Genomic DNA, 21,761 nt, shown 5'->3' with positions numbered 1-21,761 from the left:
TCAACTAGGATAACAACTATTTTTACTACTCTACCATTCACTCTACCTTTTATTATGTAGCATTCTAAAAACATTGATGTACCAACGTTTCTAACAGCTAAAATAGAAATTATTTAATCTTTTATAGAAGTGAAGTAAGCATTCAATACGAATCAATACATAGGAAAAACGCTGATTTCAAGCGTTTTTTCTTTTTGCCAATTTCAATAAAAATTAACTAAATAATTACATTTTTCGTGTAGTTTTTTAAAATCAAACATCAATTTTATTAAAGCATATATTCGTGAGCATATAATTTGTGTGCGCTCTCACATTATGATATACTATATTTAACCCAAATATTGGGGTTGTGAAAGGAGGGTGCATATTATGTTGTGGTCCATTATTGTAGGAGGTTTTATCGGTCTCGCTGCAGGAGCAATTACTAAAAAAGGTGGTTCAATGGGAATCATTGCAAATGTTTTTGCTGGTTTAATTGGGTCATCCGTCGGCCAATCGCTTTTTGGGACATGGGGACCTTCTCTAGCGGGAATGTCAATTATTCCATCGATTGCTGGTGCGGTGATTGTTGTCGCTGTAGTATCATTCCTTTTGGGTAAAAAAGGTTAACTTTTTACTCAATCATAAACTATAGATTTAAATTTAGTATTGACGGGTAAACCTATAGTTTAGTGCTTTAATTGAAAGGATTTTATATGTCAAAATCAAAGAAAATATTATTACTTATTTTCTGTATTTTAATCTTGACAATTTTCCTTCCTATTTTGATAGATTATCACCAGGTTAGTGATTTAGGAATTCAATTGACTAGCTGGCGACAGACATCATTAAAAAGTTGGCCAAGGTGTTGACAATGTTAAAGACGTTGCAGCCAAAGCAGAACCACGTGTTCAATAATTACTAATTTAGAAAAAAATAAAAGGAGGACATACTTATGTCTACAGAAGAAAAATTAAACCAAGCAGCAGGATCTGTTAAAGAAGGCGTTGGCAAATTGATAGGCGACAAAGAACTTGAAAGCGAAGGAGCTGCTGAAAAAGTTGCTTCTAAAGTGAAAGAAGTCGCTGAAGATGCAAAAGACGCTATTGAAGGCGCTGTTGAAGGTGTTAAAAACATCTTTAAAAAAGATGAAGAAAAATAATTAGATTATATCACCTTATTAATTCTCTTTACTGCACCCCGCATAAACGGGGTGTTTTTGTTATTCGTTTTTATCAATGCACGTTTTATAGAGAAAAAAAGAATACAGGATAAACAAATTCCTGTATTCTTAAAATAACTTAGAACAGATATGATTTAGAACAGATATGATAATGAAGCGACTAATAAGATTATAGCGCAAATTATTTTTCCGATTTTTACATATTGTTGTTTGAACAATTTATCAGAGAAAAGAGTCAATACAAGCGCAACACAAAACAAAGTAGTTCTTAAAGTCATGATTCATACTCCTTTCGTTATTTTGTTAATCCAGTAAATAAGTTGAATAGTAAGTATTTAATCTGCAAATATGTTTATCTTTTCCGAAAACTCCTTTGGTCATTAATCGGTATCTCTATCTATCTTTATTATAGCACAAATATCCTTATTAAACAATTATATTTATCCTTTATAAACTAACATTTGGCCATTTGACAAGGATGGATAGCTGCTCCGAACTTGCTTCTAAAAGGTAGCAAGTTCAACTCTCACTGCCTTTTCTCTCCTCCTATTTTTGAGAGCGCTTGAAATATGTTATAATAGTTCTAGATTATTTTTTTGGAGGCAAACCGTGGGAAATTTTATTGAGCTAGTCTTTCATCGTTTCTTTTTGGGGATGATTGCAACGGTTTATTTTTGGTTATTGACACTAGCAGGAGGTGTGGTTTTTGGTATAGCACCAGCTAGTGCGACTCTCATGAGTTTATTTGCAGAACACGGCTATTCTTACCGTGCTTATCGCTTCAAGGAAGCATGGGCTTTATTTAAGAGCAATTTTGTTAAAAGCAATCTCAGTTTCTACACCTTTATGGGACTTGACTTGCTCTTGATTTATGGTTTGTATCTCATGATCCAATTGCCGCATCAGACCATTATCCACTTGGCAGCAACATTTTTAAATATCTTTTTGGTAGCCTTGGTATTTTTGGCCTATACTGTGTCTTTAAAATTGCAAGTTTATTTTGACTTATCCTATCAAAACACCTTAAAGCTTGCCTTTATCGGAATTTTTATGAGCTTGTCAGCAGTGGCTAAGGTTCTTCTTGGTAGCGTCTTGTTAGCCATCATTGGCTTCTATATGCCAGCCCTTATCATTTTTGTAGGGATTGGAATGTGGCATTTCTTTATTAGTGATTTATTGGAGCCTGTTTATGAAAACATTCATGAAAAATTGGCGTCCAAATAGAATGAAACAATTTTGGCTTCATTCGCTCCTTAGAACCTATAGTTGGGTGATGATTGTTATCATTGCTAGTTTTGCTCTTTTGATTTCCTATGTAAACTGGGATAGTCGCGAAAAAGAAGCAAGACAGGTTTCCCAGCGGGTTTTGACTCGGACGGTGAGCGAGGTTGAGTATTATTATCGAGAATCAGCGCGTTCAGCCCAAAGTTTAGTAGATAATCAAGCGCGAATCGAGGGAATTTATAAGTATTTTAGCCTTAGTACACCAGATTATTTCTATTGGCAACTGGAGCGTAAGGCATCACCCTATATTTCTGTATCTATTTATGAAAATATCGATGACCTTTATGTGCGCAACGATTTTGTAACGGGTGTAGCCATTGTCTTGCAAGACTCAACAGAAGTTTATGTTTCGACTAGGGACAATCGTAGTGGTTACAAGGTTTCTGCAGACGCCTTTAAGCCAGATCCTAATAGTTTTGCCGTTCCCGTATCCGATCCAGTATCGGATCAAGCTCTTGGAGTTATTTATGTTTCTGTATCTTCCGATGTTTTTTATAAGGCTATTGACAATACCAGAGGAAATATCCCAATTGCTGTGAGCATAACCTCTCCTTTTGAAACGGATATGTTTCACCAAGGTGAAAAAAGTGATCGAGAGGAATGGTTGCAAGATGAGACTGCTCATGGTTATCAGGTTCAGGTTGCTGTTCCGCGAGGTTATGTCCTTAGTGGTAGTATCTCTAGTTCTGTCTTTATTCTTGCTTTGAGTCTCCTCTTTATCGTTATTTTATATGTAACCTTGAAAAAAACATTTTCGAAGTATCAAACACAGGTTGTTGACCTAGTGGAAACAATCCATGATATTGCGCAAGGGGAGCAGGGAAAAAGAATTGATCTCACGAAAAAAGACCAGGAATTGCTTTTAATCGCTGAGACGACAAATGATATGTTGGACCGATTGGAGAGAAATATCCATGATATTTACCAGCTTGAACTGAGTCAAAAAGATGCCCATATGCGCGCCCTACAAGCTCAGATAAATCCACATTTCATGTACAATACCCTCGAGTTTATACGGATGTACGCGGTCATGGAAAACCAAAATGAACTAGCGGATATTATCTACGAATTCAGTAGTCTCCTGCGCAACAACATCTCTGATGAGCGAGAAACAACATTAAAGCAAGAAGTGGAGTTTTGTCGGAAGTACAGTTATCTCTGTATGGTTCGCTATCCAAAATCCATTGCTTACGGATTTAAGATCGACCCTGGCTTGGAAGAAATGCGCATTCCAAAATTCACCCTCCAACCCTTGGTGGAGAATTATTTTGCTCATGGAGTTGATCATCGACGTACAGATAATGTGATCAGTATCAAGGCCTTGAAAAAAGAAGGTTATGTTGAAATTTTGGTAACCGATAATGGGCGTGGAATGCCTGCCGAAAAATTAGCAGAGATCCAGGACAAATTAGCTCAAAGAACCTTTGAACATACAGTGGATTATAGTGGGAAACGGCAGTCCATTGGGATTGTCAATGTGCATGAGCGCTTTGTGCTCTACTTTGGTGACCGGTATGATATCAGTGTAGAATCTGTTGAAAAAGAAGGTGTTCGCTATCGAATTACCATTAAAAATGAAGAGAAAGGATAAAGATGTATAAAGTACTTTTAGTGGACGACGAGTACATGATTACAGAAGGTCTCAAACGTTTGATTCCTTTTGATAAGTGGGATATGGAAGTCGTTGCAACAGCCAATCATGCTGACGATGCTCTGGACTACGTTCGAGAACATCCCGTCGATATTGTTATTTCAGATGTCAATATGCCTGACAAGACAGGGCTTGAAATGATTGGGGAGATGAAGGAGTTGTTGCCAAATGCTTACTATATCCTTCTTTCAGGCTACCAAGAATTTGACTATGTCAAAAAAGCCATGAATCTCAATGTCGTTGATTATCTGGTTAAACCGGTCGATAAGGTTGAACTGGAACGCTTGCTTGAAAAGATTGCCAGTCAGCTTGGTGAAAAATCTCATGAGCCCGAAATATTGAGTCAACAACTCGATGAAGAAGCCTTCAAGACTCATCTCAGCCAAAAAGAAAACTGGTGGATTGGACTTTCAAAAGAAAAACAAGGGAATTTTGTCATTCCTTACTACGTTCTAGGTCAAGACTGGCAGATTGTCCTTGCTGATCAGGAATTTGAGGGATTGTTGGTCATGCCTTTTGAAGCACCTTATCAATCCAACTTTGAAAAATGGAAGCGTGATATTGAAAAGACTCTCTTTTATGGATCGGTCAATTTAGATCAGTCTGAAAGTCTCTTTTCTTACTACGAACCCATCTATCGAGTGATTATCCAAGGAAATCTCCAGCAGATTATCGAGGAGTTGACCTTACTTGAGAAGATTGTTCTTGAAAATACACCGAGAGTCTCTATCACTAAGCAGCTCTTTACTCAGTTTGTTATGGATGTTTTCCATCTTTTTGAGCATTTGAAGGCTGACGACATGACAGATATCGTCAAGAACATCCATGCCATTACAACTTTTGAGGACTTAGTCGCTTATACCAAGGAGACCTTGACTTCCTTCTTTGGCCAATACCGCATGAATGAAAATGTCGTCAGCGTGCTCGAGGTCATTGGTAGAGATTACCAAAAAGAGCTTTCTCTAAAGGATATCAGCAAGGATCTCTTTATCAATCCCGTTTATTTGGGCCAGCTAATCAAGAAGGAAACCAATTCAACCTTTGCAGAGCTTCTCAATAAGCAACGCATCAAGGCTGCCCAGCAGCTCTTGCTATCTACAAATGATAGTATCGAGGATATTTGCTATACGGTTGGTTACAGTAATGTGGGTTATTTCTATAAGGTCTTTCGAAAACTATGTGGGAAGTCTCCCAAAGCCTACCGTAAACAGGTGGAAGCAAACTTGTAGGATTTGTTTTGCTTGTTAAAATATGCTATAATAAACTAAAAAACATAAGGGGGTTGCTTTGATGAAAAAGAAACCAATCTATCTATGGGTATTGCTGATTTTATCAGCCTTACTCTCAGCAATGTCACTATTTGGAATCATATCTCCAGTACCTACTGCGGAGAGTATGAGCAATCTAGAAACATCAGCATCAGGTGTTAATGCTACTTATGCTAAGGAGCTCGTTGATTACACCATTAAGGTATCGGAGCATGGTCATTCTGTCTTCAGCATTCTCTTGGTTGTCTTATCTGTTATTCTAGTTGTTGTGGCTTTGGTTTTCCTTATTCGTAAAAACATCCAATTGGCTAACTACACTTATCTTGCTTATGTCTTCGTTGCCATCGTTGGTTCTATCTACAACTTTATCGGCGTTCAGGATGCGGTTTCACTTTTTACAGACCCTAACATCCGTATGGGAGCGGAGCTTGGTGCCAAAGGTTCTGCTATTTTTGGGATCGTACTCAATGTTATCTTCCTAGCAATCGTCTTCTATAAGATGTGGCGTCAGCAAAAAGAATTAACAGAAGCTCAAGAAGAGGAAGAACTTGTCTAAGAGTTGACAAAGGATAACTATCAAGATACAATCTTGGTAGTTATTTTTTATGATTCAAAAAAGGAGGAGAAAATGAAAAAAATTTCCTTAGTCTATATCAGTCTGAGCGGAAATACGGAGAGTTTCGTAACACGATTGAAGGCTTACCTATTAGAACAGTATGAGAATATTGAAGTAGAAAAAATTCATATTAAAGATTTGGTCAAGGAAGGAGAAGATTTCTTTGAAATGACCAACCCATATGTGGCTTTTCTACCGACTTATTTAGAAGGTGGCAATGGTGTTGACAATGGAGATGTGGAGATTTTGACGACTCCAGTAGGTGATTTTATCGCCTATGGAGACAATGCCAGTAAGTGTTTTGGTGTCGTAGGATCAGGCAACCGTAACTTTAACAACCAATACTGTTTGACGGCTAAACAATACAGCCAGCGCTTTGGTTTCCCTGTTCTAGCAGACTTTGAGATGCGTGGTATGCTGGGAGATATCAAGAAGGTTGCAGGGATTATTGCGGAACTCTATGAATTAGAAGCTTTGTAAGAGGCTAGATTTTCTGAGGAAGAGCATTATTCTATGGATAAAGGATTTACTCCAAAAGGGAACAAACGAAATGAATAAACTACAGAGATCATTTTTAAAGTATATAAAACGCAAACCAAGCTTCAAGGATATTATGCTATGCAGTGCCTTGCTACTATTAGCGATTGCTCTGCTACGGTTCTCTGAGAAAATTTTTGATGAAAATGTAGAACCACTTGGAACCATGGTATCCTTAGGGATTGTTATCCTGGTAGAAATCTTAGCTGTCAGAAATAAATAAAAAGACTCGAGAAATGTCATCTCGAGTCTTTTTGTTAGTTGCGAATTTCGTCAACGATTTCTTTTGAAATGGGAATTCCTAAACGGTAACCTTTGTTGATGTAGTCAATGACATCGTTGATGTTTTCTATCGTTTGGATTTTTTCTTTGATAGTTGCACGAAAATCTTGATCTTTCAATAGTTGGTCCTGAAGCAGTCTTTGAAGTTTCTCTTTTTCATATTTGTTGACAAGAAAGAGAAAAAGAAGACTAATAACAACTAAGATATAAGCGTATTGGCTCATAAAAATTCTCCCTAAGTGATAAAGAAATGAATAGCAAGAGAAAAGCGAAGAGTCTCCGCTTTTCAAGTCATTCTAGTGAAGTAGTTAGCTAGTCCGCATAAAAGCGGCTAGCGTCCAACAATTAGGAACTTTAGTTCCAGTAACTTTAAGATTACGACGTCTTTCGGTAGAAATCGATAATATTTCTATCGAAAGACTAGTGAAGCACCTAGCCAAATCCCCTATAGGATTTAGCGTTAGTTACTTAGACTGTTTTACAATAAAGTGATTAAAAGCCTACGATATGAGCCTAACCAAATCGATATTATTTGGTTAGGTGAATTAGTGAAGCGTTTAGGTAAGTCACCTCATTTACGACGTAGTGGCCCTCTAAATCGATTATATTTAGTGGCCATGACTAGTGAAGCAGTTAGCTAGTCCGCATAAAATCGGCTAGCGTCTAACAATTAGGAACTTTAGTTCCAGTAACTTTAAGATTACGACGTCTTTCGGTAGAAATCGATAATATTTCTATCGAAAGACTAGTGAAGCGCCTAGCCAAATTCCTTATAGGATTTGGCGTTAGTTACTTAGATTGCTTCGCAATCAAGTAACTTTGGCGATTTACATCTTCTCTGGCGCCTCCACACCCAGCAGACGAAGTGCTTCTTTGAGAACAACCGCAGTTGCATAGCTGAGAGCTAGACGACTGTCACGTTCTGGACTTTCATCTAATATACGAGTGTGGGCGTAGTATTTGTTAAAGGCTTGAGCTAAGCTGATTGCAAATTTAGCGATGATAGAAGGTTCGTAATTATCAGCTGCACGTTTAATAATACGTGGGAAGTCTTGGATGAGCTTGATGATTTCCCAACTTTCAGCGTCGTTCAAGCTATAGTTGGCACCTGCTTCAGGTTTGAAATCAGCTTTACGCAAGATTGATTGGATACGAGCGTAGGCATATTGAACATAAGGGCCAGTCTCCCCTTCGAAGGATACCATAGCTTCAAGGTCGAAGTCATATCCATTTGTACGGTCAGTTTTAAGGTCATAGAATTTAATGGCTCCAACTCCAACAGCATGAGCCACCTGGTCTTTATTTTCAAGTTCCGGATTTTTGGCTTCAATTTGCGCTTTGGCACGGCTGATGGCTTCTGCGACAGTAGGCTCTAGCAAGATAACATTCCCTTTACGAGTAGAGAGTTTCTTCCCTTCTTTTGTTACCAATCCAAAAGGAACATGGACAATATCTTGACTCCAATCGTACCCCATCTCTTGCAAGACAGCCTTAAGTTGTTTAAAGTGGGCAGATTGTTCTTGACCAACGACATAGATAGATTTTGCAAATTGGTACTCGTTTTTACGGTAGAGGGCCGCAGCCAAGTCACGTGTGATGTAGAGAGTTGCACCGTCAGATTTCTTGATAAGAGCTGGGTGTTCAATTCCATATTTTTCAAGATTAACAACTTGGGCTCCTTCTGACTCAACAAGAAGTCCTTTTTCAGAAAGGATATCTACAACTGCATCCATCTTGTCATTGTAGAAGGCTTCCCCGTTGTAGCTGTCGAATTCAACCTTCAATTCATTGTAAAGGCGGTTAAATTCCACCAAACTTTCATCACGGAACCATTGCCAAAGTGCGAGAGCTTCCTCGTCTCCATTCTCAAGTTTACGGAACCATTCGCGTGCTTCTTCATCCAAGCTAGGGTCATTTTCAGCTTCAGCATTGATGCGAACGTAGAGTTTAAGAAGTTCATCAATCGGATGAGCTTTTACAGCTTCTTCGTCGCCCCATTTTTTGTAGGCAACAATTAGCATTCCAAACTGTTTACCCCAGTCTCCCAAATGGTTGACCTTGACTGTTTGATAACCGATTTTTTGGAAAATATGTGACAAGCTATCTCCGATAACAGTTGAGCGCAGGTGACCAATAGAGAATGGTTTAGCAATATTAGGACTAGACATGTCGATAACAACATTTTCTTGTTTACCAATATTTTGGTCAGCATAGTGTTCTTTTTCAGTGATAACAGCATGTAATACTTGAGCAGAAATAGCATTTTTATCAAGGAAGAAGTTAACATAAGGTCCAGTAGCGACGACTTTTTCAAAGGCTTGGCTATTGATTTTTTCAGCGATATCTGCTGCAATCATTTGTGGAGCTTTTCTCTCAACTTTTGCTAGAGTAAAGGCAGGGAAGGCGATGTCTCCCATGTCAGAGTTTTTGGGTTGTTCTAGTAAATTTAAAATAGCCTCTTGAGCCAGGCTGTCAATGACGCTAGCCAATTCGCTAGCAATCAATTGTTTTGTATTCATTATAAACTCCTTTGGACTTTTCTTCTATTTTATCATAATTTTGAGGAATGATAAGAATTTTTTTGAAATATTCAGTTTTTTTGGTATAATGTTCTTATTAAATAGTTGTAAAATGTTATAAATATTCACTCGAGAGGATGTTATGAGAAAAAGAGAACGTCATCAGTTGATCAAGCAGATGATCACTGAGGAAAAATTAGGGACTCAAAAAGAGATCCAGGATCGGTTGGAAGCACGCAATGTTTTTGTGACGCAAACGACCTTGTCGCGTGACCTTCGCGAACTGGGCTTGACCAAGGTTAAGAAAAATGATAAGGTCTACTATGTACTAGCAAATGAGACAGAGAAGATTGACCTGGTTGAGTTCTTGTCCCATCATTTGGAAGGTGTAGCAAGAGCTGAGTTTACCTTAGTTTTGCACACTAAATTGGGTGAAGCCGCAGTTTTAGCCAATGTTGTCGATGCCAACAAGGATGAATGGATTTTAGGAACAGTTGCGGGTGCCAATACTCTCTTGGTGATCTGTCGAGATCAGCATGTTGCTAAACTCATGGAAGATCGTTTGTTAGATTTGATGAAGGATAGATAAGGAGGTTGGGACAAAAGTCCTAGCCTCTCAATTGTCTTTGGATTGTCGAGCAAGACGCAGTGGTTGAGTGGGCTCTACTACGCTGATTTCATCAGCTTTTACAGCCCTACTCAACTGTGCGGAGGTGGGACGACGAAATCGAATTCTAACGAATTACCGATTTCTGTCCCACACTCTATTTTTAACAAGGAGAGAATGGATGACGACAGAAAAATTATCACCTGGCATGCAACAGTATGTGGATATTAAAAAACAATATCCAGATGCTTTTTTGCTCTTTCGTATGGGTGATTTTTATGAGTTATTTTACGAAGATGCAGTCAATGCTGCTCAGATACTAGAAATTTCACTAACCAGTCGCAATAAAAATGCTGACAATCCTATTCCCATGGCTGGAGTTCCCTATCATTCAGCGCAACAGTATATTGATGTCCTAGTGGAGCGTGGCTACAAGATTGCCATTGCTGAGCAGATGGAGGATCCTAAGCAGGCAGTAGGGGTTGTTAAGCGTGAGGTTGTGCAGGTGATTACACCAGGTACAGTCGTTGATAGTAGTAAACCAGATAGCCAAAACAACTTTTTGGTGGCCATCGACCGTGACGGTCAGCAATTTGGTTTGGCCTATATGGATCTAGTGACGGGTGATTTCTATGTGACAGGTTTATTGGATTTTACCCTGGTCTGTGGTGAAATTCGAAATCTTAAGGCAAGAGAAGTCGTCATCGGCTATGCCTTAACTGAAGAGGAAGAACAGATTCTCGGCCGTCAAATGAATTTGGTGCTTTCCTATGAGCAAGAATCATTTGAAGACATCCATCTGCTGGATCCACGATTGGCACCCGTTGAACAAGCTGCCAGCAGTAAGCTCCTCCAGTATGTTCATCGGACTCAGATGAGAGAACTCAACCACTTGAAGCCAGTTGTTCGCTATGAAATAAAGGATTTCTTGCAGATGGATTATGCGACCAAGGCTAGTTTAGATCTAGTAGAAAATGCTCGTTCTGGCAAGAAACAAGGGAGTCTTTTCTGGTTATTAGATGAAACCAAGACCGCCATGGGAATGCGTCTTTTGCGCTCATGGATTCATCGTCCCTTGATTGACAAGGATCGTATCCTTGAACGTCAGGAGATTGTACAGGTCTTTCTGGATTATTTCTTTGAACGTAGTGATTTGACAGAAAGCCTCAAGGGAGTCTACGATATCGAGCGTCTGGCAAGTCGAGTCTCTTTTGGGAAAAGCAATCCTAAAGATCTCTTGCAATTAGCGACTACTCTAGCTAGTGTTCCTCGAATTCGGGCAATTTTAGAAGGAATGGAGCAACCAGCCCTCACCTATCTGATTGAACAACTGGATGCGATTCCTGAATTGGAAAGTCTTATTAGCGCAGCCATTGCCCCAGAGGCTCCACATGTGATTACCGAAGGTGGCATTATTCGGACGGGCTTTGATGAGACCTTGGACAAGTATCGTCGGGTACTAAGAGAAGGAACCAGCTGGATTGCTGAGATTGAAGCTAAGGAAAGAGAAAGCTCTGGCATCAGTACGCTCAAGATCGATTACAATAAAAAGGATGGCTACTATTTCCATGTAACCAACTCGCAGCTAGGTAATGTTCCAGCCCACTTTTTCCGTAAGGCTACGCTGAAAAATTCAGAGCGTTTTGGGACAGAGGAGTTGGCGCGTATCGAGGGAGAAATGCTAGAGGCGCGTGAGAAGTCAGCCAGCCTTGAATATGAAATCTTTATGCGTATCCGTGAGGAGGTTGGTAAGTATATCCAGCGTCTACAAGCCCTGGCCCAAGGAATCGCTACTGTCGATGTCTTACAAGGACTAGCGGTGGTAGCAGAAAATCAGCACTTGATCCGTCCAGAGTTTGGTCAGGATTCGCGAATTGACATTCAAAAAGGTCGTCACGCTGTCGTTGAGAAGGTTATGGGAGCCCAAACCTATATCCCTAATAGTATCCAAATGGGTGAAGATACTAGCATCCAGCTGATTACAGGACCTAATATGAGCGGGAAGTCAACCTATATGCGTCAGCTAGCTATGACAGCTGTCATGGCCCAGATAGGGTCTTATGTTCCAGCAGAAAGTGCTCACTTGCCAATTTTTGATGCAATTTTTACCCGTATCGGGGCGGCAGATGACTTGGTTTCAGGACAATCTACCTTTATGGTAGAGATGATGGAAGCTAATAATGCCATTTCTCATGCGACTGAGCATTCTCTCATCCTTTTTGATGAGCTAGGCCGTGGAACCGCAACTTATGATGGTATGGCTCTAGCTCAGTCTATTATCGAGTACATCCATGAGCATATCGGAGCCAAGACTCTTTTTGCGACTCACTACCATGAATTAACCAGCCTAGAAGCTAGTCTTGAACATCTAGTAAATGTTCACGTGGCTACGCTTGAGCAAAATGGTCAGGTCACTTTCCTTCATAAGATTGAACCAGGTCCAGCAGACAAATCGTACGGTATTCACGTTGCTAAGATTGCAGGTTTGCCAGCAGACTTGCTAAAAAGAGCGGATGCGATTTTAACTCAACTAGAAAGTCAAGGTCAGGAAAGTCCTGCTCCAATGAGGCAAACGAATGCAGTCTCTGAACAAATTTCCCTATTTGACTCGACGGAAGAAAATCCTATTCTAGCAGAATTAGCTAAAGTAGATGTGTACAATATGACACCGATGCAGGCTATGAATCTCTTGTTAGAGCTGAAGCAAAAATTATAAGTCAAAACCCACTCAAAAGACTGAGTGGGTTTCTGTTGTATTATTTTTTCTGAGCCAATAGTTGATTGATGTGGGCAACCTTCTTTGATTCTCTTTTATAGAGAATCGCCCAAATGATGAGATAGACGATGGCAAACTCTGGGATGAGTTGAAGGATGAAAGTCCAGCGAAGTGGAAACCAACCTGCCAGAATTGCTAGAGGAACAAAACCTAATAGCATGAGGAAGAAGTGAGTGACAGTAGCACGAAGAAGGCTCCAGTCTTTGGCAAAGAGACGGCTACCAAAACTAAAGAGGACTCCGATAGCTGCCCAGATGATAGAACAGTAGAGCAAAACTAGAGCGCCATGTACCTGTTGTTGGATCATGAATTGGCCAATCAAAGAGTTGGGGCTAAGTGGTGCATAGTTTCTTGGTGAATAGATAAAAGAAAAGATAACAGATAGGATGAGGCCGATGAGGACACCAGTTGTGGCATCGTGGAAAATTTGTTTTTTCATAGTTCTAATTTCTCCTTAATAGCTTTGAGGTAACGGCGAGATGAGTAGGTGAAACTGTCATTTTTTAGATAGATTTCAATCAAGCCGTTAGAGGTTAGTTTTAGATGACTAATAGCATCGATGTTGACAATTTCCGATTGGGAAATTTGGATAAAGGAAGCAGGTAGAATTTCACTTGCTTGGTAAAGACGAATGTCGAGCGCATAGGTTTGGCTATCCGTTTCAGCTAAGACTTTGCGATTTTCAATATATATACGTTGAATCTTACTAATCTGAATCAAGTAGACCTGGTCTTGGAATTTTCCTTTAAGAGTTTCGTTTTGATCCAGTGATTGAACAAAATCTTGAACTTTTTGAACTCTAGGGGACAAAGATGGTGCTTCTATGATGATTTGTTCTTCGGAGTATTGTTGATCAATGTCAAGTCTAACTTTCATATTTTCTCCTTTGTAAAAGTTGTAATAGAGATCTCTTACTTACAAATCTATTAAACACCATTTTGTTGACAATTACAAGAAGCTTTGTCTATGTGGTCGGTTGAAGAGTCTATCTGGCAGGTGATCGTTTTCATAGAATTTTTAGAGCAAAGAAGTCAAAAAATAAGAAGAAATATATTGACAAAAATAGAAAAAACGTGGTACAATAATAGACGGTACTTTTTACTTTTGGTCTCTCAAGAGTGTACAGGGACGTGCTGACAAATGTTGCAAAAGTACACACAGATGATAGCTGTCACCAAGTGTATCATCACCAAAAATAAAAAAAACACAGGAGAATGTAGATGCCTACAATTAACCAATTGGTTCGCAAACCGCGTAAATCAAAAGTAGAAAAATCTAAATCACCAGCTTTGAACGTTGGTTACAACAGTCATAAAAAAGTTCAAACAAACGTTTCTTCACCACAAAAACGTGGTGTTGCAACTCGTGTTGGAACTATGACACCTAAAAAACCTAACTCTGCCCTTCGTAAATTTGCTCGTGTACGTTTGAGCAACCTTATCGAAGTTACTGCCTACATCCCAGGTATCGGACACAACTTGCAAGAGCACAGTGTGGTGCTTCTTCGCGGTGGACGTGTAAAAGACCTTCCAGGGGTACGTTACCATATCGTCCGTGGTGCACTTGATACTGCAGGTGTTAACGATCGTAAACAAGGCCGTTCTAAATACGGTACTAAACGTCCGAAAAAAGCATAAGGAAAGGGGATAAAGAGAAATGAGTCGTAAAAATAGAGCTCCAAAACGTGACGTATTGCCAGATCCGCTTTACAATTCACAATTAGTTACTCGTCTTATCAACCGCGTTATGCTTGACGGTAAACGTGGTACAGCTGCTTCAATCGTTTACGGTGCTTTTGAACAAATCAAAGAAGTTACTGGTAACGATGCACTTGAAGTATTTGAAACAGCTATGGAAAACATCATGCCTGTACTTGAAGTACGTGCACGTCGTGTTGGTGGTTCTAACTACCAAGTCCCAGTTGAAGTTCGTCCAGAACGTCGTACAACACTTGGACTTCGTTGGTTGGTAACAATCGCTCGCCTTCGTGGTGAACACACAATGCAAGACCGTCTTGCAAAAGAAATCTTGGATGCTGCTAACAATACTGGTGCAGCAGTTAAGAAACGTGAAGACACTCACCGTATGGCTGAAGCTAACCGTGCCTTCGCACACTTCCGTTGGTAATAAAATGATACTAAGAGCGGCAAAGGCACAAGGCAAAAATAGGAAACTGATGCAGTGTTCCGTGAACACAAAGCGGTTTATCTTTTTTGCACCGGGCCTCGCTCGGGTTCAAATCAGTTAACTTGAGCTTTTAGCCCGGGTTCAATTTAGCTCGGTCAGCTCTTAGCTATAACTCAACTTACCATTTCGTAAGTTGAAACCAACAATAACAAGATAAACATTGAGAACGGGTAGGTCCTGCCTATCCGTTTTTATTAAATCGTGTTATAATAGAATAGAAATAAAAAATATAGGAGAAACAAACCTCATGGCACGCGAATTTTCACTTGAAAAAACTCGTAATATCGGTATCATGGCTCACGTCGATGCTGGTAAAACAACTACTACTGAGCGTATCCTTTACTACACTGGTAAAATCCACAAAATCGGTGAAACTCACGAAGGTGCGTCACAAATGGACTGGATGGAGCAAGAGCAAGAACGTGGTATCACTATCACATCTGCTGCGACAACAGCTCAATGGAACAACCACCGTGTAAACATCATCGACACACCAGGACACGTGGACTTCACAATCGAAGTACAACGTTCTCTTCGTGTATTGGACGGTGCGGTTACAGTTCTTGACTCACAATCAGGTGTTGAGCCTCAAACTGAAACAGTTTGGCGTCAAGCAACTGAGTACGGAGTTCCACGTATCGTATTTGCCAACAAAATGGACAAAATTGGTGCTGACTTCCTTTACTCAGTAAGCACACTTCACGATCGTCTTCAAGCAAACGCACACCCAATTCAATTGCCAATCGGTGCTGAAGATGACTTCCGTGGTATCATCGACTTGATCAAGATGAAAGCTGAAATCTATACTAACGACCTTGGTACAGATATCCTTGAAGAAGATATTCCAGCTGAATACCTTGAGCAAGCTCAAGAATACCGTGAAAAATTGATCGAAGCAGTTGCTGAAACTGATGAAGAATTGATGATGAAATACCTCGAAGGTGAAGAAATCACTAACGAAGAATTGAAAGCTGGTATCCGTAAAGCGACTATCAACGTTGAATTCTTCCCAGTATTGTGTGGTTCTGCCTTCAAGAACAAAGGTGTTCAATTGATGCTTGATGCGGTTATCGACTACCTTCCAAGCCCACTTGACATCCCAGCGATTAAAGGTATCAACCCAGATACAGATGAAGAAGAAACTCGTCCTGCATCTGATGAAGAGCCATTTGCAGCTCTTGCCTTCAAGATCATGACTGACCCATTCGTAGGTCGTTTGACATTCTTCCGTGTTTACTCAGGTGTTCTTCAATCAGGTTCTTACGTATTGAACACTTCTAAAGGTAAACGTGAACGTATCGGACGTATCCTTCAAATGCACGCTAACAGCCGTCAAGAAATCGACACTGTTTACTCAGGTGATATCGCTGCTGCCGTTGGTTTGAAAGACACTACAACTGGTGACTCATTGACAGATGAAAAAGCTAAAATCATCCTTGAGTCAATCAACGTTCCAGAACCAGTTATCCAATTGATGGTTGAGCCTAAATCTAAAGCAGACCAAGATAAGATGGGTATCGCCCTTCAAAAATTGGCTGAAGAAGATCCAACATTCCGCGTTGAAACTAACGTTGAAACTGGTGAAACAGTTATCTCTGGTATGGGTGAGCTTCACCTTGATGTCCTTGTTGACCGTATGCGTCGTGAGTTCAAAGTTGAAGCGAACGTAGGTGCTCCTCAAGTATCTTACCGTGAAACATTCCGCGCTTCTACTCAAGCACGTGGATTCTTCAAACGTCAGTCTGGTGGTAAAGGTCAGTTCGGTGATGTATGGATTGAATTTACTCCAAACGAAGAAGGAAAAGGATTCGAATTCGAAAACGCAATCGTCGGTGGTGTGGTTCCTCGTGAATTTATCCCAGCGGTTGAAAAAGGTTTGGTAGAATCTATGGCTAACGGTGTTCTTGCTGGTTACCCAATGGTTGACGTTAAAGCTAAGCTTTACGATGGTTCATACCACGATGTCGACTCATCTGAAACTGCCTTCAAGATCGCTGCATCTCTTGCACTTAAAGAAGCTGCTAAGACTGCACAACCAGCTATCCTTGAACCAATGATGCTTGTAACAATCACTGTTCCAGAAGAAAACCTTGGTGATGTTATGGGTCACGTAACTGCTCGTCGTGGACGTGTAGATGGTATGGAAGCACACGGTAACAGCCAAATCGTTCGTGCTTACGTTCCACTTGCTGAAATGTTCGGTTATGCAACAGTTCTTCGTTCTGCATCACAAGGACGTGGTACATTTATGATGGTATTCGACCACTACGAAGATGTACCTAAGTCAGTACAAGAAGAAATCATTAAGAAAAACAAAGGTGAAGAATAATTCACCGTCACTTTAAAAGAAGTCACTTTGTGGCTTCTTTTTCTGTTTGGTAGAAATAGGTAAAAGTGCCTCAAATATGGTAAAATAGAAGGAGTATATTGTGAGGAAAATGGATGTCAACCACTTTTGAAATTTTAATGAATCAGTTGGGAATACCCGCTGAAATGAGTAATCATGAGGCCTTCTCTCAGGCTGAAATAGAACAAGTTATTGTTCATAAACGAAGTAAAGTTTGGGAGTTTCGTTTTGTTTTTGAAAATATCTTGCCTTTTGAACTTTTTCTAGAGTTGAAAAGGGGCTTAAAAGAAGAATTCTCAAAAACAGGAAATCAGGCTAGTTTTGAGATAAAAACGAGAAATCAGGAATTTTCTAGAGAACTTTTACAAGCCTACTATCGAGAGGCTTTTTCGGAAGGTCCTTGTGCTAGTCAAGGTTTTCGTTCTATTTATCAGAATTTTCAGGTTCGCTTTGAAAATGACCAGTTAATCATTGAAGCTTCAGAAGCGGCAGATACAGAGCATTTTAGAAAAAATCATCTGCCGAATCTTAGCAAACAGCTGGAACTTTTTGGTTTTCCTAAACTTTCTTGCATCTTAGAAAAAAATGAAGATCTCACGAGGGAAGAGCAAGAAGCCTTTCAGACGGAAAATCAAATGATTATTCAAGCAGCCAATGAAGAAACTCTTCGCGCTATGGAACAGTTAGAACAGATGGCCCCGCCTCCTCCAGTTGAGGACAAACCTGTCTTTGATTTTCAAGCCAAGAAGGCAGCTGCTAAGCCTAAACTTGATAAGGCAGAGATTACTCCTATGATCGAGGTCAATACCGAAGAAAATAGATTGGTTTTTGAAGGAGTTGTCTTTGATGTTGAGCATAAGGTGACGAGAACAGGTCGTGTCTTGATTAACTTTAAGATGACGGACTATACTTCCAGTTTCTCTATGCAAAAATGGGTCAAAAATGAAGAAGAAGCTCAGAAGTTTGACATGATCAAGAAAAATTCTTGGCTCCGTGTTCGAGGAAATGTCGAGGTCAATAATTTCACGCGAGACCTGACCATGAATGTGCAAGATGTGCAGGAAGTTGTTCACTATGAGCGTAAGGACTTGATGCCAGAAGGTGAGTATCGCGTTGAGTTTCATGCCCATACCAACATGTCGACCATGGATGCTCTTCCTGAGGTCGAGGAAATCGTTGCGACAGCTGCCAAATGGGGTCATAAAGCAGTAGCAATCACAGATCACGGCAATGTTCAGTCTTTCCCTCATGGTTATAAGGCGGCCAAGAAAGCTGGTATTCAGCTCATTTATGGAATGGAAGCTAATATCGTAGAAGACCGTGTTCCTATCGTCTATAACGAAGTGGAGATGGATCTTTCTGAAGCTACCTATGTAGTCTTTGACGTGGAAACGACAGGCCTATCAGCTATCTATAATGACTTGATTCAGGTGGCGGCTTCCAAGATGTATAAGGGCAATATCATTGCTGAGTTTGATGAATTTATCAATCCTGGACACCCCTTATCAGCTTTTACTACTGAGTTGACTGGAATTACTGACGATCATGTAAAAAATGCCAAACCCTTGATTCAAGTTCTGAAAGAATTCCAAGAATTCTGTAAAGATACCGTTCTTGTAGCCCACAATGCAACCTTTGACGTTGGCTTTATGAATGCTAACTACGAGCGTCATGGACTTCCAAAAATTAGCCAACCTGTCATCGATACGCTAGAGTTCGCAAGAAATCTCTATCCTGAGTACAAACGCCACGGTTTGGGTCCCTTAACCAAACGTTTTGGCGTAGCTCTAGAACACCACCATATGGCCAACTATGATGCGGAAGCAACTGGCCGTCTGCTCTTTATCTTTATCAAGGAAGTGGCAGAAAAACATGGTGTGACAGATTTGGCACGATTAAACCTTGATTTAATCAGCCCAGATTCCTATAAAAAAGCTCGCGTCAAGCATGCGACCATCTATGTGAAAAATCAAGTGGGCTTAAAAAATATCTTTAAGCTGGTTTCTCTCTCAAATACCCAGTATTTTGAAGGAGTTCCACGAATTCCACGTACGGTTCTGGATGCCCATCGAGAAGGTTTAATCTTGGGTTCTGCTTGTACAGAAGGAGAAGTCTTTGATGCAGTCGTATCACAAGGTGTAGATGCGGCAGTCGAAGTAGCTAAATACTATGACTTTATCGAGGTGATGCCTCCAGCTATCTATGCACCTCTGATTGCCAAAGAGCAGGTTAAGGACATGGAGGAGCTTCAGACCATTATCAAGAGCTTGATTGAGGTCGGAGACCGTCTCGGTAAGCCAGTTCTTGCGACAGGAAATGTCCACTACATCGAACCAGAGGATGAGATTTATCGTGAGATTATCGTGCGAAGTCTAGGTCAGGGTGCCATGATTAACCGAACTATCGGCCATGGAGAAGCTGCCCAACCAGCTCCGCTACCCAAGGCACACTTTAGAACAACCAATGAAATGTTGGATGAGTTTGCCTTTCTAGGAGAAGATTTGGCTCGTAAGATTGTCATTGAAAATACTAATGCCTTGGCAGAAATCTTTGAGCCTGTCGAGGTTGTTAAAGGCGACTTATATACACCGTTCATTGACCAAGCTGAAGAAACGGTCGCCGAGTTAACCTATAAAAAAGCTTTTGAAATCTATGGAAATCCACTACCTGATATCGTTGATCTACGGATTGAAAAGGAATTGACCTCTATCTTGGGGAATGGTTTCGCCGTAATTTATCTGGCTTCACAGATGCTAGTGCATCGTTCCAACGAACGAGGTTATTTGGTTGGTTCCCGTGGGTCTGTTGGATCTAGTTTCGTTGCGACCATGATTGGAATTACCGAGGTCAATCCGCTCTCTCCTCACTATGTCTGTGGTCAGTGTCAGTACAGTGAGTTTATCACAGATGGTTCTTACGGTTCAGGTTTTGATATGCCCAATAAGGACTGTCCAAACTGTGGCTACAAACTCAGCAAAAATGGCCAGGATATTCCTTTCGAGACCTTCCTTGGTTTTGATGGGGATAAAGTACCTGATATCGATTTGAACTTCTCAGGTGAAGACCAACCGAGCGCACATTTGGATGTTCGTGATATCTTCGGGGAAGAATATGCCTTCCGTGCAGGAACGGTTGGTACGGTGGCTGCTAAGACAGCCTATGGATTTGTCAAGGGTTACGAGCGTGACTATGGCAAATTCTACCGAGAAGCCGAAGTTGAGCGCCTAGCCCAAGGAGCTGCTGGTGTTAAACGTACGACCGGTCAACACCCAGGAGGAATCGTTGTTATCCCTAATTATATGGATGTCTATGACTTTACTCCAGTGCAGTATCCTGCAGATGATGTAACTGCTGAATGGCAGACCACTCACTTTAACTTCCACGATATCGATGAGAACGTCCTCAAGCTCGATGTCCTTGGACATGATGATCCGACAATGATTCGCAAGCTCCAGGACTTGTCAGGCATTGATCCAAATGATATCCCTATGGATGATCCTGGTGTCATGGCCCTCTTCTCGGGTACAGATATCCTGGGAGTGACACCTGAACAAATCGGCACTTCGACCGGTATGCTTGGAATTCCAGAGTTTGGGACCAACTTTGTTCGCGGAATGGTGGATGAAACTCATCCGACGACCTTTGCGGAGTTACTTCAGCTTTCTGGTCTGTCTCATGGTACCGACGTTTGGTTGGGAAATGCCCAAGACTTGATTAAGGCTGGAATTGCGGACCTATCAACCGTTATCGGATGTCGGGATGACATCATGGTTTACCTCATGCACGCTGGCCTGGATCCAAAGATGGCCTTTACCATCATGGAGCGTGTACGTAAGGGATTGTGGCTTAAAATCTCAGAAGAAGAGCGCAATGGTTATATCGAAGCTATGAAGGCTAACAATGTACCTGAGTGGTATATCGAATCTTGTGGGAAAATTAAGTACATGTTCCCTAAAGCCCATGCGGCAGCCTACGTTATGATGGCCCTTCGCGTGGCCTACTTCAAGGTTCACCATCCGATTTATTATTACTGTGCTTACTTCTCCATCCGTGCCAAGGCCTTTGATATCAAGACCATGGGTGCAGGCTTGGAAGCTATCAAACGCAAGATGCAAGAAATTGCTGAGAAGCGCAAGAACAATGAAGCTTCCAACGTGGAAATCGACCTCTATACAACGCTTGAAATCGTCAACGAGATGTGGGAACGTGGCTTCAAATTTGGCAAGTTGGACCTCTATCGCAGTGATGCGACTGAATTTATCATTGATGGAGACACCCTCATCCCACCATTTGTCGCTATGGATGGTCTAGGAGAGAACGTTGCCAAGCAATTGGTTCGTGCTCGTCAAGAGGGAGAATTCCTCTCTAAAACCGAACTACGCAAGCGTGGTGGACTCTCATCAACCTTGGTTGAAAAGATGGACGAAATGGGAATTCTCGGTAATATGCCAGAGGACAACCAGTTGAGTCTGTTTGATGATTTGTTTTAATAGTTTGAAATGTCTTGTGTAGGTTTGAGGTTGTA

General features: G+C 40.8%; 18 protein-coding genes and 1 pseudogene. 15 read left to right on the top strand and 4 right to left on the bottom strand.

Going from position 1 to position 21,761, the window contains the following annotated elements:
• The first annotated feature begins 369 nt into the window (after positions 1–369).
• From HMPREF2728_RS05660 to HMPREF2728_RS05625, 9 genes and pseudogenes are all read left to right on the top strand, one after another.
• On the top strand, positions 370–609 hold the full coding sequence (locus tag HMPREF2728_RS05660; RefSeq protein ID WP_075227307.1) for a GlsB/YeaQ/YmgE family stress response membrane protein: 240 nt from the start codon (positions 370–372) through the stop codon (positions 607–609).
• Positions 610–695: 86 nt separating this feature from the next.
• Positions 696–830: pseudogene (locus HMPREF2728_RS10625) on the top strand (alkaline shock response membrane anchor protein AmaP); the annotation flags it as partial.
• A 104-nt stretch (positions 831–934) separates the two neighbouring features.
• Complete coding sequence (locus HMPREF2728_RS05655) at positions 935–1,141, top strand: CsbD family protein (RefSeq protein ID WP_075227306.1); 207 nt, start codon at positions 935–937, stop codon at positions 1,139–1,141.
• Between the two features lie 630 nt (positions 1,142–1,771).
• Complete coding sequence (locus HMPREF2728_RS05650; protein ID WP_075227305.1) at positions 1,772–2,386, top strand: YesL family protein; 615 nt, start codon at positions 1,772–1,774, stop codon at positions 2,384–2,386.
• Complete coding sequence (locus HMPREF2728_RS05645; RefSeq protein ID WP_075227308.1) at positions 2,364–4,037, top strand: sensor histidine kinase; 1,674 nt, start codon at positions 2,364–2,366, stop codon at positions 4,035–4,037. The genes HMPREF2728_RS05650 and HMPREF2728_RS05645 overlap by 23 nt, the downstream gene beginning before the upstream one ends.
• A 2-nt stretch (positions 4,038–4,039) precedes the next feature.
• Positions 4,040–5,326, top strand: coding sequence for a response regulator transcription factor (locus HMPREF2728_RS05640; RefSeq protein ID WP_075227304.1), 1,287 nt, complete (start codon positions 4,040–4,042; stop codon positions 5,324–5,326).
• Positions 5,327–5,387: 61 nt separating this feature from the next.
• A complete protein-coding gene (locus tag HMPREF2728_RS05635; RefSeq protein ID WP_049527320.1) occupies positions 5,388–5,921 on the top strand; it encodes an ABC transporter permease in 534 nt (177 codons plus the stop codon).
• Positions 5,922–5,993: 72 nt separating this feature from the next.
• Positions 5,994–6,461 (top strand): class Ib ribonucleoside-diphosphate reductase assembly flavoprotein NrdI, encoded by a 468-nt coding sequence (gene nrdI, locus HMPREF2728_RS05630; RefSeq protein WP_049527317.1) that lies wholly within the window; start codon positions 5,994–5,996, stop codon positions 6,459–6,461.
• A 70-nt stretch (positions 6,462–6,531) separates the two neighbouring features.
• Entirely contained in the window at positions 6,532–6,741 is a 210-nt protein-coding gene (locus HMPREF2728_RS05625; protein WP_049527314.1) for a hypothetical protein, read from the top strand.
• 34 nt (positions 6,742–6,775) lie between these two features.
• Here HMPREF2728_RS05625 and HMPREF2728_RS05620 read toward each other — a convergent pair whose 3' ends face one another.
• Positions 6,776–7,024: a hypothetical protein gene (locus tag HMPREF2728_RS05620; RefSeq protein ID WP_049527311.1), complete on the bottom strand. Its 249-nt coding sequence runs from the start codon at positions 7,022–7,024 to the stop codon at positions 6,776–6,778.
• 603 nt (positions 7,025–7,627) lie between these two features.
• Positions 7,628–9,319 (bottom strand): arginine--tRNA ligase, encoded by a 1,692-nt coding sequence (gene argS, locus HMPREF2728_RS05615; protein WP_049527309.1) that lies wholly within the window; start codon positions 9,317–9,319, stop codon positions 7,628–7,630.
• A 142-nt stretch (positions 9,320–9,461) separates the two neighbouring features.
• Here argS and argR point away from each other — a divergent pair, with 142 nt between their 5' ends.
• Positions 9,462–9,908, top strand: coding sequence for an arginine repressor (argR, locus tag HMPREF2728_RS05610; RefSeq protein WP_001231485.1), 447 nt, complete (start codon positions 9,462–9,464; stop codon positions 9,906–9,908).
• A 199-nt stretch (positions 9,909–10,107) separates the two neighbouring features.
• Positions 10,108–12,642 (top strand): DNA mismatch repair protein MutS, encoded by a 2,535-nt coding sequence (gene mutS / locus HMPREF2728_RS05605; RefSeq protein WP_049527307.1) that lies wholly within the window; start codon positions 10,108–10,110, stop codon positions 12,640–12,642.
• Positions 12,643–12,682: 40 nt separating this feature from the next.
• Here mutS and HMPREF2728_RS05600 read toward each other — a convergent pair whose 3' ends face one another.
• Together HMPREF2728_RS05600 and HMPREF2728_RS05595 are read right to left on the bottom strand one after the other, a co-directional pair.
• Positions 12,683–13,141, bottom strand: coding sequence for a DUF3021 domain-containing protein (locus tag HMPREF2728_RS05600; protein WP_049527302.1), 459 nt, complete (start codon positions 13,139–13,141; stop codon positions 12,683–12,685).
• Complete coding sequence (locus tag HMPREF2728_RS05595) at positions 13,138–13,578, bottom strand: LytTR family DNA-binding domain-containing protein (RefSeq protein ID WP_049527299.1); 441 nt, start codon at positions 13,576–13,578, stop codon at positions 13,138–13,140. The genes HMPREF2728_RS05600 and HMPREF2728_RS05595 overlap by 4 nt, the downstream gene beginning before the upstream one ends.
• 344 nt (positions 13,579–13,922) lie before the next feature.
• Here HMPREF2728_RS05595 and rpsL point away from each other — a divergent pair, with 344 nt between their 5' ends.
• The 4 genes from rpsL (at position 13,923) to HMPREF2728_RS05575 (ending at position 21,726) form a co-directional block, all read left to right on the top strand.
• Positions 13,923–14,339 carry a 30S ribosomal protein S12 gene (rpsL, locus tag HMPREF2728_RS05590; RefSeq protein WP_001142333.1) on the top strand — a complete coding sequence of 139 codons (417 nt, stop codon included), beginning with the start codon at positions 13,923–13,925 and terminating at the stop codon, positions 14,337–14,339.
• A 19-nt stretch (positions 14,340–14,358) separates the two neighbouring features.
• The gene (gene rpsG, locus HMPREF2728_RS05585) at positions 14,359–14,829 is read left to right on the top strand and encodes a 30S ribosomal protein S7 (RefSeq protein ID WP_000087876.1); all 471 of its coding nucleotides are present in this window, start codon (positions 14,359–14,361) and stop codon (positions 14,827–14,829) included.
• A 307-nt stretch (positions 14,830–15,136) separates the two neighbouring features.
• Positions 15,137–17,218 (top strand): elongation factor G, encoded by a 2,082-nt coding sequence (gene fusA / locus HMPREF2728_RS05580; protein WP_049527297.1) that lies wholly within the window; start codon positions 15,137–15,139, stop codon positions 17,216–17,218.
• A 113-nt stretch (positions 17,219–17,331) separates the two neighbouring features.
• Positions 17,332–21,726, top strand: a complete 4,395-nt coding sequence (locus tag HMPREF2728_RS05575) for a PolC-type DNA polymerase III (protein ID WP_049527295.1) — start codon at positions 17,332–17,334, stop codon at positions 21,724–21,726.
• Positions 21,727–21,761: the final 35 nt, after the last annotated feature.

Origin of the sequence: Streptococcus sp. HMSC061D10 (assembly GCF_001808865.1) — a bacterium.
In the GTDB taxonomy this organism is placed as follows: domain Bacteria; phylum Bacillota; class Bacilli; order Lactobacillales; family Streptococcaceae; genus Streptococcus.
This window is presented reverse-complemented; position numbering and strand designations above follow the sequence as displayed.